Here is a 14,928-nt window from a genome sequence, read left to right on the forward strand (position 1 = left end):
TGTAAACAGCGTGACTGCGATCATTCGACCCACCGACAGCGCGATTCTGCCGACGACCTGGCATTGTCTCGATCCGATCTGGGAAGCCAGCGAACTCGAAATTCAGCAGGGTTTACCGCACAGCAAACTCTCTCCCGCTTGGCAAATGATGCTGCTGGGCGATGGTTCTCCGACTCGGCATTTGCAGCTTCTCACCGGGGAGCGAACCGAAGTCGATGTGCTGGATATGTCTCCGATCGGTTTCTCTACCGACAACGCGCCCCCTGCGATCGCACAAATTCCGGCTGAGCGCTTGCGGCGGCAGATTTGGCTGAAAACTGCTTCAGGTCAGCGTTTAGGCTATGCTGCTTCTTGGTGGGAATTGAGCCATGTTGACGAGTATTTGCAGAATAAGTCGCAGCCCGTTTGGGCGAATTTATCGCGATCGCGCCTGGAGTTGTATCGCGAAATTAAAGGCTTACATTACGGTCGATCGCCTGCATTAGAAGCAGCATTTGGCTATTCGACTCCGTTGTGGGGGCGACATTATTTGTTCTGGCATCATGGCAAGCCGTTTACGCTGATTTATGAGGTGTTTTCACCCTACTTAGAGAAGTATTTGGGCAAAGCGCAAGCTTGAATGTTTGAGCGATCGCTTAATCCTTAATCTAAAGTGCGATTGCGCTTCTAAAATGCTTTTCAAGCTAGTTCAACTGGCTACGAAATTTACTGGTGCTGATATACAAAAGCGCGATCGCGAAACAAAATAGCGCGATCGCTTCTGGATACAACACGTCTAACCCATTGCCCTTTAACAAAACTCCCCGCGCAATTTTGATATAGTGGCGCAACGGATTCGCAAGCGACAGGATTTGGAAGAACTTTGGCATACTTTCAACGGGTGCGATCGCACCTGAAAGCTGAATCAAAGGCAGATTGATAAAAAACGAGGTGAGAATGGCTTGTTGTTGCGTGCGTGAAATCGTTGCTAGCAGAAAGCCAACTCCAATTCCTACACAAGCATACAGCCCAGAGAAAAACAGGAACAGCGGCAGACTCCCTCGAAATGGCACTTGAAAGATAAAGTGCGCTACCGAGAGCGCTAACATCACTTCACCCAGCAGCAGAACAAACAACGGAACCACTTTCGCTAAGATAATTTCCCAGTCTGCCGCCGGGGTCATCAGAAGCTGCTCCAAAGTTCCCGTATCTTTCTCGCGCACTACAGCAGATGTAGACACAAGCGAACTACCTAAATTCAACACTAACCCAATCACACCCGGAACGATAAACCAACTGGAAACAAGACCCGGATTGTAGAGAATCGTGGCTTCAGTTTGAATCGGAGGCACAGCTTCAGGCGTAAATTGCCGCCCAAACTGATTGATGATCTGAGTGGCGTAGCCACTGGCGATTCCTGCAGTGTTGGCATCGACCGCATCAATCAGGACTTGAACTTCAGCCGGTCGATCGCTGTGGAGCGATCGATTAAAATCCGTCGGAATCACTAACCCTGCCGTGACATCGCCGCGTCTCACTTGATTGCTTAGGTCGGTTTCGTCGATCGTCCTTGACTTCACATCAAAGACCCCGTTCGCCGTCATTGCTGCGGTAAGTTCGCGGCTCATCGGTGTGTTCGAGTAATCCATCACGCCGAGTTTGATATGCTCCACATTCGGACTCAGTGCAAATCCGAAAATTAGCAGTTGTATGGTTGGTGGGAACACCAGCAAGAAGATCAGTTGTTTATTCCGCAGAATCTGACTAATTTCCTTGACTGCAAGCACAAAGAAACGGCTTTCTAAGAAACGTCGAAAGAGATTCATATCAATTACCCAGGAAGTTGCATCCGGCCGAGAATGCGGCGGGAAAGACTAAACAAGACAAAAGCAAGCACTGCGAGCAGCAAGGGAGCGAGCCAAACACCAGACCAACCTGTTCCTCGAACAAAGGCATCACGAGAAATTTCAATAAAGTACCGAGCCGGAACAATGTTGGTCACCAGCGATAGCGGAAAAGGAATGTTATGCAGTGGGTAAATAAATCCTGACAACAATAACGCGAGTAAAAATCCTGCTGTTGCTACACCTTGCACTGCCACCGATCGATTGTTCGCTCTGACTCCGATAAACAATCCAAACATCACACTAGCAATCAGAAAGATTGCACCTCCAACAAACAAAGGGGTCGGATCACCCGCAAATCCAAGTCGCCAAACCGCGCACCCCAAGCCAATTACAAACAACGCCTGACCGATGCCAACGATAAAATAAGCTAGACATTTTCCTAGCAATAATTCAGCCGCACTGATGCTAGAAGCATAGGTTTGCAAGATTGTGCCTTGTTCTTTCTCACGGGACATTGCCAGAGCAGCGAGTAGACTGGGATAGATTGCCAGAATCACCCCAAAGACACCGGGAACAATGTAAAGCGACTCTTGCCGACCCGGATTAAACCACAGTCGAATCCGAGGAAGAATCTTCGGCTGTGACTGCGCCAAGTTCTGATCTTGAATAAACACCTTAGTAAAGGCTTGAATACTGTTTTTAATCACTCGCGCATTGTTCACATCGGTTCCATCAATCAGCACTTGTACGGTACTGGTTCGCCCTGCTTGAACATCACTACTAAACTTTGACGGAATAATCACCGCAGCTTTAGCAAGTCCTCGATCGATGCCATCTCGAACCGGATCAAGCCCGCTCCACTGCACCGGAGCGAATTGATTGGTCGCATACAGTCGCTCTGTGTAGGCTTGGCTTAAGTTGCTGCGATCGAAGTCTTGTACTATCAACACAATGTTCTTGGCTTCGAGTCGAATCGCAAACCCAAAGATAAACAGGGTCATCGTTGGCAAAATGAACGCCAGCGCTAGAGTGAGACGATCGCGGCGAAACTGAGCCAGTTCTTTTTTACATTGAGCAAGAATGCGTTTCATAGTTGGGCGCGTTGAACGACTCCGATAAAGGCATCTTCGAGTGAGTAGGGGATGGGGAGTAGGGAGATAGGGGATAGGTTGGCGGCGATGAGGCGCGATCGTAGCTGTTCGATTTCTTCGGGATGATCAATCACGACGTGCAAGCGATCGGCAAAAATAGACACGCGCCAACTCTCCATCTGTTGTTTCAGCAAGTTCGATGCGGCTTGAGTTTGATTCAGCACAACTTCGATTAACTGTCCGGGCTGTGCCGCTTTAATTTGACTCGGTGAACCTTCTAAGACAGTTTCACCTGCCACCATAAAGCTCAGGCGATTACATTGTTCTGCTTCTTCGAGATAGTGTGTTGTGACTAGAATTGCAGTTCCATTCCGAGCAAAGTCATTGATCAATCGCCAGAATTGCCGCCGTGCTAATGGATCAACGCCGGAGGTGGGTTCATCCAGGAATAAGATATCGGGTTCGTGCAACACAGAAGCTCCGAAGGCAACGCGCTGCTTCCAGCCTCCAGGTAGCTGTCCCGTAAGCATATTTTCCTGTCCTTCAAGTCCGCAAGTCGCTAACACCCAATCAATCTTCTCGCGGCGCAGCTTGCGTGGAACGCCATACACACCGCTATAGAATTGCAGGTTCTGCACGATCGATAAGTCATCATACAGCGTAAATTTCTGACTCATGTAGCCGATTCGCTTCCTGAGATCGCTACTGCGAAGATTGCCGCATTCTCCACCCAATGCAATCTCTCCAGAACTTGCGGGTAACAATCCACAAAGCATTTTAATGGTTGTGGTTTTTCCGGCTCCATTTGCTCCAAGCAAGCCGAAAATTTCACCGTAGCGAACTTCTACATCGACATTTTTAACCGCTTGGAATGTACCAAACACTCGATTTAGATTCTGAGCATAAATCGCAATGTCTTCCGGGGACTTACGGCTCGATCGTCCACGCGGAAACTCTAAAATCTGTGGGGCTGATCCTTGCTGTCTGAGTCTAGTAACAAAGACATTCTCTAACGTTGGCTCTGCGGCTCGTAGTGAAGTTAAGCTGAGATGCTGATCGCAAAACCTAGATCGAATTTCTCGTTCTCCGGCATCCGGATCAGCCGCTAACACATCTAAACGATCGCCAAATGTCTGCACATCTGTAATGGCAGCACTCTCGCTTAGGGCTTGTTCAGCGATTTCAAGCTGGGGCGTATGAACTTCGATACGATGTAAGCCTAAACCGTGGCGCAGTTGAGCCGGCGTTCCAATTTGTTGAATTATTCCGTCATACATCAATGCCACCCGATTACAGCGTTCTGCTTCATCGAGATAGGGCGTTGCAACCACAATCGTCACGCCTTCTGCGGTTAATGCCGCTAACACATCCCAAAACTCCCGCCGGGAGACTGGATCAACTCCGGTTGTCGGTTCATCTAACAATAAAACTTTCGGCTGTGAAACCAGTGCGCCACAGAGTGCAAGCTTTTGTTTCATGCCACCGGATAACTGTCCAGCCAGACGATCGCCAAATTGATCCAAGCTCATCAACTTGAGATACTTAGCGCGTCGCTCTTGAAATAATGGCTCCGGGACTTCTCGCAACCCTGCAACATACTGTAAGTTCTCATTGATGCTCAAATCTAAGTACAACGAAAATTGCTGGGTGAGATAACCAATCTGCAATCGAGCATCCCGTGCAGGCAAGCCCAGAACTTGAACTTCCCCGGCTGTCGCTTCCATAATGCCACTAAGGATGTGAAAGGTCGTTGTTTTGCCTGCTCCATCAGGGCCAATCAAGCCAAATAACTCACCGGGAGCTACACTAAAATCAATTCCACGAACCGCAGCAATCCGCCCGTAATGTTTATGCAACTGATGCACTCGAATGATCGAATCTGTTGCGCTGTAAGAAACATTTGGAGTGAGTTCAAGGGCTGAAGTCATGTCTACTCCTTAAGCATAATTTCCCCATCCGCAGGCATTCCGGGCTTGGCATATCCCCTCGGATCATCGATCGTAATCTTCACCCCAAATACTTGTTTGACCCGATCGTCGCGGAAATAAATGTTCTCTGGTGTGAAAGAAGCTTTTGGATCGATCGCGGCAACTCTCGCGCTCAATGGCTGCTTCGGGTTCGAGTCAAGAAACACCTGAGCGCGTTGACCCACCCGCACTTTACCGATGTCACCTTGCGGAATGTAGCCGCGCAGATAAACCGTATTCAAGTCAATTACGGTCAACAATGTTTTTCCGGTAGCCACAACAGCCCCAGGTTCAATAGGTCGAGCGGTCACAACGCCATGAATCGGACTTCTCACGACAAACGAATCTAATCGTCTTTGAATTTGCTGTTGATTGGCTAACGCATTTCTCACTTTCGCTTGGGCTGCGATTAATCGCGATCGCGATTGGTCGCGTTGTTGTTCGAGTCCAGCTAGCTGAGCGCTACGAATGTCGGGATTTAATCCGGTGCTTTGGGTTTGAGTAAATCCACCTTGAGCCGCGCTCAATTGTTCGCTTGCAGCCGTCACTGCTTCTTGACGCGCTTGTAGGGTTGCCAGTGCCGTATCTACCGCAGCCTGAGCTGTTTCAACATTCGTTTGGGCTTGGTCAAACTGTTGTTTGTTGATCGCTCCTTGCGTGACTAACTGAGCAAAACGATCGCGATCTTTAACGGCAAGACTCGCTCTCGATCGGGCTTCTTTCAACTGGGCTTGTGCCTGTTTGACATTGGCGTTTGCTTGCGCTAACTGCGCTCGCACTGCTGCTACAGTCGAAGATGCCTGATTAATTCGTCCCCGCGCATCGCCTTGGGACTGTTGCAGATTTAATTGCGCTTCTTGAATTTTGCTTTCTGCCACAGCAATGTCTAATCGAGCTTGTTGCTCTTCCTGCCGCGCTGCTGCCACTTGCGCGGCGGTGGCGCTTAATTGCTCATTCACTTCCTCATCGGTGAGCTGTGCCACCACCTGATTTTTCTGCACTGCATCGCCTTCGCGGAACTTCACCGCCGTCACGCGCCCCGCCGTTTTCGCCCCAATCTCAGTTTCGTCTGCCTCAATCCGTCCACTCAGCGGCAAAGTTGTCGCTTCAGGTTGCGGCATCAATCGCCAGGTTGCAAACCCAATCCCTGCGATCGCAATCAACCCCGGAAGGATCAGCATTTTCTTCGATCGTCGAGAGGGCTTTGTCGTCGGCGCACTCGGAGCTTGATTCGCTGGCTGGGGAAGTATCTGAGTCATAAGACAAGGCAAGATTCTGAGTGCAAAGTTCTATTTGCAGAATACACATCATACTAGACGGTCTAGTATGATTAAACGATTATCCGTTGAAAAAGTTAACCAATGCCAGTGACGAGTGAACGCCAATCTGCAAAACGGAATCAGATTCTCAAAGGTGCAATGGCTGTGTTTTTGCGATCGGGCTATGCAGGAACCAGTATGGATCGCATTGCTGCTGAAGCAGGTGTTTCTAAGCAAACTATTTATAGTTACTTCCAGGACAAGGAAGGTTTGTTCCGGTCATTAATTGAAGGCGAAACGCTCACCCGATTCGAGGTGGTATTTCAACTTGATCCGCACCAGATTGACCCTGAAACGCTGCTGCGGAAATTAGCAGAAATCTACTTTACGCAAGTGGTGGATAACAGTCAGTATGTCTCGCTCCTACGGATTGTCATTGGTGAATCAGAGCGATTCCCAGAGCTAGCAAAACTGTTTGTTGAAACGGTAGCACAGCGCGGTAAGAAATTACTTTGTGAATACTTCCGGCATCATCCAGAATTAAAGATTGACGACCCGGAAGCGATCGCCCAAATCTTCTTTGGCTCACTGGTATCTTGGGTAATTTTGCAAAAAATGCTGCATGGTGAAACTTGGATTGATTTGTCCCGCGATCGCATCGTTGATCAGCTAATTGCGCTGATTGTCAGCCATTCAAGAAGCGATTAGATCCAATAGATCCAAAAAGCGGTTAGATCGCCTCTGCTCATTTTGCTACAGGCTAGTTTCGGTGTGCAGCAGCGGCTAAAACGGTAGCGTAAGGCGTTTCATGCAAGTGAGCTTTGCCAACAGAGCCGAAAAGCTCTAATTTATCAATGATCACCTCTTGCATTGCCGCGATCGCTTCTCCAGTCACTTCTAATAAATCCTTGTCGCCCTGACCGCAAATTTCATCTTTTAATGCCTGCATATAAGCTTGTCTCACTTCGGTATTGACATTGAACTTACAGACACCGAGTTGAATCGATTGGGCAATCATTTCCGCAGGTAAGCCCGATGCGCCATGCAGCACCAGCGGGATGTCTAATAAATTGCGAATGCGCTCCAATCGGGGAAAATCTAGACGAGGGGGGCTTTTATACTCGCCGTGAACATTGCCGATCGTCACCGCCAGCGCGTCAACGTTTGTCGCTTGGACAAACTCAACCGCTTGCTGTGGGTCGGTCATTTTCGCTTCTTTTTCGGCGATCGTTAATCCATCTTCGGTGCCACTGATCCGTCCGATTTCAGCTTCGACGATCGCGCTGTAGGAATGCGCCAATCGGGTCATGTCGCGGGTGAATTCCAGATTTTTCTCATACGGCATCGGAGAACCATCCGCCATAATCGATCGCACACCTTCTTGTAAAACGCGATCGATATCTTTAACCGAAGTGCTGTGATCAAGATGAACAGAAATCGGAACCGTCGCCGCTGCTGCTGCTTCCAGGCACATCGCCACCAGCGGAGAATTGCCGTATTTCAGCGCGCTGGGATGCAGTTGTAGCATCGCGGGGCTGCGGCTCACCTCAGCAGCGCTGATCACTGCCTTGACTCCTTCGAGGTTGTAGACGTTGAACGCGCCGATCGCGTAAATATTCCGTCGCGCTGTTTCCAGCAATTCCCGTGTCGAAGTCAGCATGAGCCGTCGTTCCTCTAGAATAAAGGCATTGTACGATAAGCCTTGCTGGAATACTGCTGTTTTAAGACAACCTGATATGACTGGACTGCCGGATACCTTAGATGACGCGATCGCTCAAGCCCAAAGCGCGACTCAAGCTGCACTTGCAGCAGGATACACCCGCTTACAAGTTGAGCTTGTGTTTCCAGAACTAAAAGCGATGCCGATCGCAGAGAAATTTATTTCAATTTTTCGCGATCGAGGTGAAGGATTAAAGCTATTTTTCACGGATGCTGGATTTGCAGCGCTGGCAAAGCGAGATTGGCAAGACGTTCCGTTTAAAATTCGTAGCTTAGATGTGGCAGGTTCGCGTCAAACTACTCCAGTCGAGGAACAAGTCGAGCCTGAAGACGAACTCTATGTTTTCGTTGCGCCGAGTTCGGTAGAAGTGAATCCCGTCGAGCAGATTTGTAATGCTGCAGGCGAACGTCCGGTGATCTTGCTCAATCCCAGGCTCGAAGATGTGGCAATGATCGGGATTGGATATGCGGGACGACAATTGAGACTGCGATTTTTAGACACGATCGAGCCTTGCTATTATTTGCGCCCGCTGGATGATCAATCGGCAATTTTGCGCTGTTACCCATCTCCTTGGCAAGTCTGGTATGCTCCCGACGGCGAGTATCAACTGATTGCTGAAGAACAAGAGCGCCCAGACTCCGAAAGACTGGACGAAATCTTTGCAGGAGTCTTGGGACAAGCCACAAAGCCTGGACTATTTGCCGGCTTTCAGCAATTTCTCAAAGCGCTGGGGAGATAAAAAGGCTAGGGCGTTCCTTCCCAATATCACCGTGCTTTCTCATCCGCTTGGGCACCAACTTTACGATCGAGAAATTTCTGATGCACCATAGAGGCAATGAGGATAGCATCCTAGAAAACATGAGGATTTTATGAGTATCGTTCATCTCTGGGGTGGACGGCTCGTAATTGTGGCATATACTCAAGCCACTGTTCTCGTATTTCAGTGTCTAATTTCTAGTCTTAAGTGTTTCCGAAGGACGATCGCATGAGTCAGCAACCCGCACGTCGAATTGTGATTGGAGATGTGCATGGTCACTACGAAGGGATGATGAACTTGCTCGACACGATCGCACCTGGATCGCAAGATCAGGTCTATTTTCTCGGAGATTTAATCGATCGCGGCCCCCAAAGCTGCGAGGTGATTGAATTTGTCAAAAATAGCCCCTATCAATCGCTGCTCGGCAATCACGAGCATCTGCTGCTCGAAGCGTTTCCGAATGAACAAGTTTATCCGCCTGCACTTCAAGCATGGTTACAAAGTGGGGGACGAGCGACGGTTTCGAGCTATAACGCAATGGATCTGCTCGCTGAACACGTTAAGTGGATTCGCACCTTGCCGACCTATTTAGACTTAGGAGATGTTTGGTTGGTTCATGCGGGCGTTAATCCTGATCTCCCGATCGAGCAGCAAGGGCATTCAGAGTTCTGCTGGATTCGGGATGAGTTCCATAGTTCGAGACAGCCCTATTTTCCCGATAAAACAATTATTACTGGGCACACGATCACGTTTACGTTTCAGGGAGTTGTACCGGGCGCAGTTGCCTGTGGACAAGGTTGGATCGACATCGACACCGGCGCATACCATCCAAAAAGCGGGTGGCTGACCGCGTTAGAGATTGATGCTCAGCGAGTGTATCAGGTTAACGTCTACACGAATCAGGTGCGGACTTTAATGTTGGATGAAATTGTGATGCCTGTTGAACCTCGAAAACGCGGGCGACAACAGGCATTAAGGCTCTAAGTTTAGATTCAATGAAACTCGAAGCGTTCTATCGCTCCGAGTTCTTTGGTTTTAGCGGAGGCGCGATCGATAGCTGGCAGCATCCGTTCCCGCACGTCCGGGACTGGGGCTAGCACTAATCAGTTGTTGCAGACGGGTAATGCGATCGGAAGTCGCAGGGTGATTGGCAAGAAAGGTGGGAGGCGAAGCTGATCTAAGCAGTTTTCGCATAAAGGCGACCATTTCGGATTGAGCATATCCCGCACGGCTAAAGGTGCGTAATCCGCGTGCATCCGCATCGTACTCATCGCGGCGGTTATTGGGTAAGCGTAGAGCAAGCTGAACACCGAGATTCACGGCTGTGCTGCGATCGAGTCCCCCCGCTGCGAGTAATCCCTGTTGAACAGCCGCCTGACGCATTTGGTTTAGAGCGTGTTTTCCGGTAATATGTCCAATTTCATGACTGATGACGCTGGCGAGTTGAGCTTCATTGTCTGCCGCGTTTAATAGCCCTCGGTGCACGTAGACATAACCGCCCATGGTGGCAAACGCATTAATGCTGTTTTGATCGACGACTTGGAACGTATAGCGAATATTGGGTCGATCGCTACTGGCTGCGAGCCGTTGACCGATCTCATTGACATAGGCAGTTAAGGCGCGATCGCTCACAATTCGGACTTGAGAGCGGGTAAGTTCGTCGTTAATTTGGCGACCGAGTTCGGCTTCTTGGTTATCGCTGAGGCGGGAAAGCTGGACGCCTTGAAAAATCTGGACTCCCCCCCGGAGCAAATCTCCCCAGGAGATAGCTTGAGCAATCAGCGGCTGACCGAAGAAAATTCCGGTAGCCATGGCGATCGATAAGACTGGATACAGCCAACGGCGACGCAAAGTTTTTGTAATCATAGAGCGGTAGAAAAAATGCGTGAGGCGCTTTGGTCAACATTTTGGTCAAGACGCAATTCGATCAAATTTAGTTGCGGGAGAACTAGAATTTTGCTCGATCGCTTCACGGAGTCGTGCTAATCTTGACTGGCGTTGATTGTGTTTGATTTTAAGCAGGGGCAACGCAGACGACATCTAGACTAAGCATTATTATGGCTATTGTGGATTCCCAAGGTCGGCTCTTTGGTAAAGTCAGCATCCTAGATGTGGGTGCGGCGATCGTTCTGCTGCTGGTGGTGTTCGGAATCTTTATTTTTCCAGGGGCATCGGGGTCAGTGGCGCAAGGGGCACGTCAGCCTGTCGAGGTGGATGTAATGGTGCGCGGATTAGGTGCCAGTGATCCGAAGAGTTTTGTCAAGCCTGGCGAGACGACGAATATTCTGGTGCGAAAGCAGCCTTCAGGAACGGCAACCTTGAAGCAGATTCGGTTTTTACCGCGTACCGTTGCCACTCCACAGCCTGACGGTACGCTGAAGGTATTCCCTGATCCTCGTCCGGAGCTGGCCTTGACGACCGATATGCTGCTGACGCTGACAAATGAAGTTCCAGTGGTAGATGGAACGCCTGTGCTGGGTGGCGAAAAAGTCAAAGTGGGAACGCTAATCGAGCTTGATGGGCCGACTTACAACTTCGCAAGTAGCGTTGTGGCAATTCGGGTGAATAAAAAAGCGTGATCTCGACTGAGTGAGGAGCAGTTAAGCCTGCTTCTCACGAGTCAAATAGGGAAGGTCAATAATTTCACCTAAATCGACGTTTAAGCCTGCACCGCCTGCTTTTGTGCGGATGTACGCAAGCCCGATCGACCCTGTAACGCTTGTAACGATGCCCACTTTTTCATCCTCAATCCTGACGGGGGTTCCCGGTTCTACCGGTTGATTGAGCTTCACTCCCCAAAGCTGTTGTTTCACGCCGTTGTAAGTGTCAAGACGGGCGATCGTTTCTTGTCCGATATAACAGCCTTTGTTAAAAGAAATCGTGTGCCAGAGTCCCGCTTCAAGCGGATTGTAATCCTCGGTGAGTTCAGTTCCAGGCAGCGGGCGACCTTGTTCGATCCGGAGCGTGTTCCAGGCAGAATCATCGATTTCGGTTACGCCAAGGTCAATTAGTTTTTGCTTCAGGTTGAGACTACGATCGCAGATTAAGGTATAGCCCTCGGTTGCCAAACCACTACCGACGGCAATCCGAATCTGATCAACGAGGCAATGCGTTCCATAAGGCTGATTGATTAAATCCTCTGCGCCCAGTGCTTTTACGATGTCATGACTTTTTGCACCCAGCAGGCTAAACGCTGCGGTTTGTTCAGTCACATCGGTGAGCTTCACCTTGTCTGCGAAGAAGATATAGCGATCGAGGAACGCCATAATTTTCTCGCTCATTCCCGGTGAAACCAGCAGTAAAACGGAATCTTCGAGAATGTAAGCGGTTACGAGATCGATCGTTCTTGCCGTCGAGGTGAGAAAAACCGTATCACAGCCTTCACCCGGCTTTCTGAGTTTGAAAGTATTAGTGCTTTGATTGTGGAGAAAATTAAGACGATCGGTATCTGACACCGTGATGCGTCCCCAAGGGGTGCGATCGTAAAACACGACACCAGAATTGATTGTTTCACTCATAAGAACTAGCGGCTAGGGTTTTTTCGGGTGTACCTTCTAGGGGGCGGGTCACCTGACGCAATAAAAGCGTTTCTATTTGATTTTCTACCACGCGGGTGGCTTCAAACTCCAATTCACCCCACTGGAGTCGATCTCCCGTTGCCGGAACTCGATTTAAGTGATGAATCATAAACCCTGCCACCGTTCGATAGGCATCACTCGCAGGCAAGCTGAGATGCAATTGTTGATTGACGATTGTGAGATCAGCCGTTCCAGCTAACAGCACAGAATACTCATCTTTACGAATAAATTCATCTTCGGTAATGCGATCGCGATTGGTAATCCGTCCAGTTAACAATCGTACCGTTGCATTGAGAATGACCAAGGCTGGAAAAAATAAATAAGAGCAAATCTGAAGCGGACGAATTAGCAACAGCGCAGTTTTTTCTGGAGCATGAGCCGCCAATACTTTTGGTACCAGTTCACCTAATACGATTTCAACGTAAGTCACAATCAGAAACGCGATCGTGGTTGCGATCGTATGCGTTGTAATCATCACAGAAAGATGTCCAATCGGCAGCAAACTGATCCAAGGCTCAATCCAATGAACGGTTGCGCCTTCTCCTAACCATCCGAGTAAGAGGCTTCCAGCCGTCGTTCCAGTTTGCGTTACAGAGAGATACTGTCCGAGATTGTTTTGCGCCTTCTGAACCAGTTGAGCGGCTTTTTGAGTTCCAGGGCGATCGCTTTGACGGGCGAGCGAGTCGATTTCGCCTTTTGAGGCAGACACGATAGCCAGTTCTGCTGCCACAAAGAACGCAACAGCGACCACAAAAATTAGCAAGACTGCTAATCTGACCAGCGTTTCTGCGGTTTCAATTTCAAATGTCTCAAGAGTCGTCAAAATGGTTTCTCCCAGTGTTCGCAGCACGATGAGGTCGGGTGTTTGGGAACCCTAATGTAAAGATTACTCAACGATCTTAGTGATCCTAGCCTCTCAGGCAGGATTTTAATTATTACGTTAATCCCACCGATTATGTTGCTAAAACGTTCTTTGTTTACGATGCTTGCTGCTCTCAATCTGGTTGCTGCGCCGGAGCTACCGATCGCGCCGTCGAAAGTGTTTGCTCAACCTGAGCCGGTTTCTGCGCCGGTCACACAATCGACCTCGATTGCTGGGATTCTACCAGTAGAAACATTGGGCGTTGTGATGATTAATACCCAAGACGATCGCTGGCAACAATTGAGCCAGTTCAATCTGTTTCCAACTGATCTAGCGTTTCCGGGAGGAATCTTTTATCCGGCTGAAGCAGGAATGAGTTTCGCTAAGGATGTCCAGCCGTGGTTGGGGGATCAGTTTGGCGTGGCGTTACTGTCAGCAAAGAGCGTTTTGATGGTTTCGTCAGTTAAAGATCAGGCGGCATTAAATCAGTATGTCGATCGCATCAAGGCTTCTCGCACCAAAGCACCGAAAGAAATTCAGTACAAAGGTGCAACCATTCTAGAGTTTGAACCGGAAAAGCCGATTTACTTTACCCCTTCTAAACCTAACCAGGATCTCAAACTTGCTCCACCTGATGCGTTTGAAGTTCCCAAGGTGGCGATCGCGGTTCTCCCCGGTTATTTCGTCAGTTCGGATTCTGCCGCAGCCATTCAAGAGATGCTCGATGCTCAGAGCAAATTGGTAGATCATCCCAAGTTTCAGCGCATTGCCAACAATCCGAAATCGAGTCGGGCGATCGCGACCCTATATGGCAAGTACACCGAAGCCATCAAAGCGATCACTCAAATCAGTCAAGCCCAACTCGAAGAGCTTCGCAAAATCAATCCAAATAGCCCCGTACCGCCAGCGTTCGATCCCAATCAGATTGATCCGCTCTCGCAGTTTTACGACACTGCTGAGGGGTATGTCTGGGCAGAACCGACTGGAATGCGCCTGCAACTTGCCGTCAACCTTAAACAAGCTGTTCCAGAAGACTTGCGATCCTCGCTCATCACGCGCAATCAGATTCTAGAGCGACTGCCCGAAGTCAATTACATGATGTCAAACAGTCAGAATCTAGCCGTTTACTGGCGTGTTCTGACAACCGCGCTAGAAACTCAACCCACTTGGAAAAAAAGCCTAGACCAAGTGCGGCAAACGCTGCAAGGCTTTATTGGGGTAGACGATCGTGATGTTCTCCCCTGGATGAACGGTGAATATGTTCTATTTGCTTACCCGACGAGCAAAGGCTTCATTCCAGCAATGTCTCCCAACTTGGATATTGCGATGGGAATGATGATGCAAACGAGCGATCGTCCGGCGGCTGAAGCAGCCCTGAAAAAATTCAATACATTTATCACACCCCGACTCGGCAAGCCCTTGGTACAGCAAGGCGAGATTGCTGGACAGCCCTTCGCTAACTATGGAGCCGTTGCTAACGGTCGATCGTTGAACTTATTTAGTCACGGTTGGACAGATGACAACACGCTAATCATGCTGTTCGGGGGCGGTTCTATGAGTGAATTTAACCCGAAGCCACAACGGAATCTCACCCAAAGCGCGAATTTCCAGGCTGCGATCGCGCCCTTTCCCAATGCGAATTTGGGCTATTTCTATGTGAATCAAGGCGCATTCATGGCGTTTGTGAACAATGGAGTGTTACCCGCGTTCATGGGTCGATCGATGGCGGGAAATCCATTTTTAACGCAAGTGCAAGATACATTAGCCAGCATTCGCAGCATTAGCGGTGCGAGTACGATTACTGGCGATCAAGTTCAGTTCGACGGCTTTTTAGCGCTTGCCTCACGCCAGAAGCGCTAAACAAAGTC

Annotated in this window: 14 protein-coding genes; 6 read left to right on the plus strand and 8 right to left on the minus strand. The window is 49.3% G+C overall.

What is annotated here, in order from left to right:
• The first annotated feature begins 10 nt into the window (after positions 1-10).
• Entirely contained in the window at positions 11-619 is a 609-nt protein-coding gene (locus NC981_RS16130) for a chorismate lyase (protein ID WP_348243881.1), read from the plus strand.
• A 64-nt stretch (positions 620-683) separates the two neighbouring features.
• On the opposite strand, the gene NC981_RS16135 is transcribed toward NC981_RS16130, so the two are convergent.
• From NC981_RS16135 to NC981_RS16150, 4 genes are read right to left on the minus strand one after another with little or no spacing between them, the layout of a single operon-like run.
• Positions 684-1,805 (minus strand): ABC transporter permease, encoded by a 1,122-nt coding sequence (locus NC981_RS16135; protein WP_348243882.1) that lies wholly within the window; start codon positions 1,803-1,805, stop codon positions 684-686.
• Positions 1,806-1,810: 5 nt separating this feature from the next.
• The gene (locus NC981_RS16140) at positions 1,811-2,917 is read right to left on the minus strand and encodes an ABC transporter permease (protein WP_348243883.1); all 1,107 of its coding nucleotides are present in this window, start codon (positions 2,915-2,917) and stop codon (positions 1,811-1,813) included.
• Positions 2,914-4,845: an ATP-binding cassette domain-containing protein gene (locus NC981_RS16145; protein WP_348243884.1), complete on the minus strand. Its 1,932-nt coding sequence runs from the start codon at positions 4,843-4,845 to the stop codon at positions 2,914-2,916. Before NC981_RS16145 ends, NC981_RS16140 begins: the two co-directional genes overlap by 4 nt.
• Positions 4,846-4,847: 2 nt before the next feature.
• The gene (locus tag NC981_RS16150; RefSeq protein ID WP_348243885.1) at positions 4,848-6,143 is read right to left on the minus strand and encodes an HlyD family efflux transporter periplasmic adaptor subunit; all 1,296 of its coding nucleotides are present in this window, start codon (positions 6,141-6,143) and stop codon (positions 4,848-4,850) included.
• Between the two features lie 102 nt (positions 6,144-6,245).
• Between NC981_RS16150 and NC981_RS16155 the strand changes: the two genes are divergently transcribed.
• Positions 6,246-6,851: a TetR/AcrR family transcriptional regulator gene (locus tag NC981_RS16155; protein WP_348243886.1), complete on the plus strand. Its 606-nt coding sequence runs from the start codon at positions 6,246-6,248 to the stop codon at positions 6,849-6,851.
• Positions 6,852-6,903: 52 nt separating this feature from the next.
• Here NC981_RS16155 and NC981_RS16160 read toward each other — a convergent pair whose 3' ends face one another.
• On the minus strand, positions 6,904-7,803 hold the full coding sequence (locus tag NC981_RS16160; RefSeq protein WP_348243887.1) for a class II fructose-bisphosphate aldolase: 900 nt from the start codon (positions 7,801-7,803) through the stop codon (positions 6,904-6,906).
• A gap of 76 nt (positions 7,804-7,879) precedes the next feature.
• Between NC981_RS16160 and NC981_RS16165 the strand changes: the two genes are divergently transcribed.
• Both NC981_RS16165 and NC981_RS16170 read left to right on the plus strand, forming a co-directional pair.
• On the plus strand, positions 7,880-8,602 hold the full coding sequence (locus NC981_RS16165; protein ID WP_190377961.1) for a DUF1995 family protein: 723 nt from the start codon (positions 7,880-7,882) through the stop codon (positions 8,600-8,602).
• A gap of 246 nt (positions 8,603-8,848) precedes the next feature.
• On the plus strand, positions 8,849-9,604 hold the full coding sequence (locus NC981_RS16170; protein WP_348243888.1) for a metallophosphoesterase family protein: 756 nt from the start codon (positions 8,849-8,851) through the stop codon (positions 9,602-9,604).
• Positions 9,605-9,655: 51 nt separating this feature from the next.
• Here NC981_RS16170 and NC981_RS16175 read toward each other — a convergent pair whose 3' ends face one another.
• Positions 9,656-10,486 (minus strand): M48 family metallopeptidase, encoded by an 831-nt coding sequence (locus tag NC981_RS16175; RefSeq protein WP_348243889.1) that lies wholly within the window; start codon positions 10,484-10,486, stop codon positions 9,656-9,658.
• Between the two features lie 191 nt (positions 10,487-10,677).
• On the opposite strand from NC981_RS16175, the gene NC981_RS16180 reads away from it, so the two are divergent.
• On the plus strand, positions 10,678-11,199 hold the full coding sequence (locus NC981_RS16180) for a DUF4330 domain-containing protein (RefSeq protein ID WP_348243890.1): 522 nt from the start codon (positions 10,678-10,680) through the stop codon (positions 11,197-11,199).
• A gap of 21 nt (positions 11,200-11,220) precedes the next feature.
• Here the strand turns inward: NC981_RS16180 and NC981_RS16185 are convergent, their stop codons facing one another.
• Together NC981_RS16185 and NC981_RS16190 are read right to left on the minus strand one after the other, a co-directional pair.
• Positions 11,221-12,138: a folate-binding protein gene (locus NC981_RS16185; protein ID WP_348243891.1), complete on the minus strand. Its 918-nt coding sequence runs from the start codon at positions 12,136-12,138 to the stop codon at positions 11,221-11,223.
• On the minus strand, positions 12,131-13,021 hold the full coding sequence (locus NC981_RS16190; protein WP_348243892.1) for a CNNM domain-containing protein: 891 nt from the start codon (positions 13,019-13,021) through the stop codon (positions 12,131-12,133). Before NC981_RS16190 ends, NC981_RS16185 begins: the two co-directional genes overlap by 8 nt.
• 132 nt (positions 13,022-13,153) lie before the next feature.
• Between NC981_RS16190 and NC981_RS16195 the strand changes: the two genes are divergently transcribed.
• A complete protein-coding gene (locus NC981_RS16195; RefSeq protein WP_348243893.1) occupies positions 13,154-14,920 on the plus strand; it encodes a DUF3352 domain-containing protein in 1,767 nt (588 codons plus the stop codon).
• The last annotated feature ends 8 nt before the right edge of the window (positions 14,921-14,928 follow it).

The organism is Leptolyngbya sp. DQ-M1 (assembly GCF_039962505.1).
In the GTDB taxonomy this organism is placed as follows: Bacteria; Cyanobacteriota; Cyanobacteriia; order Leptolyngbyales; family Leptolyngbyaceae; genus Leptolyngbya.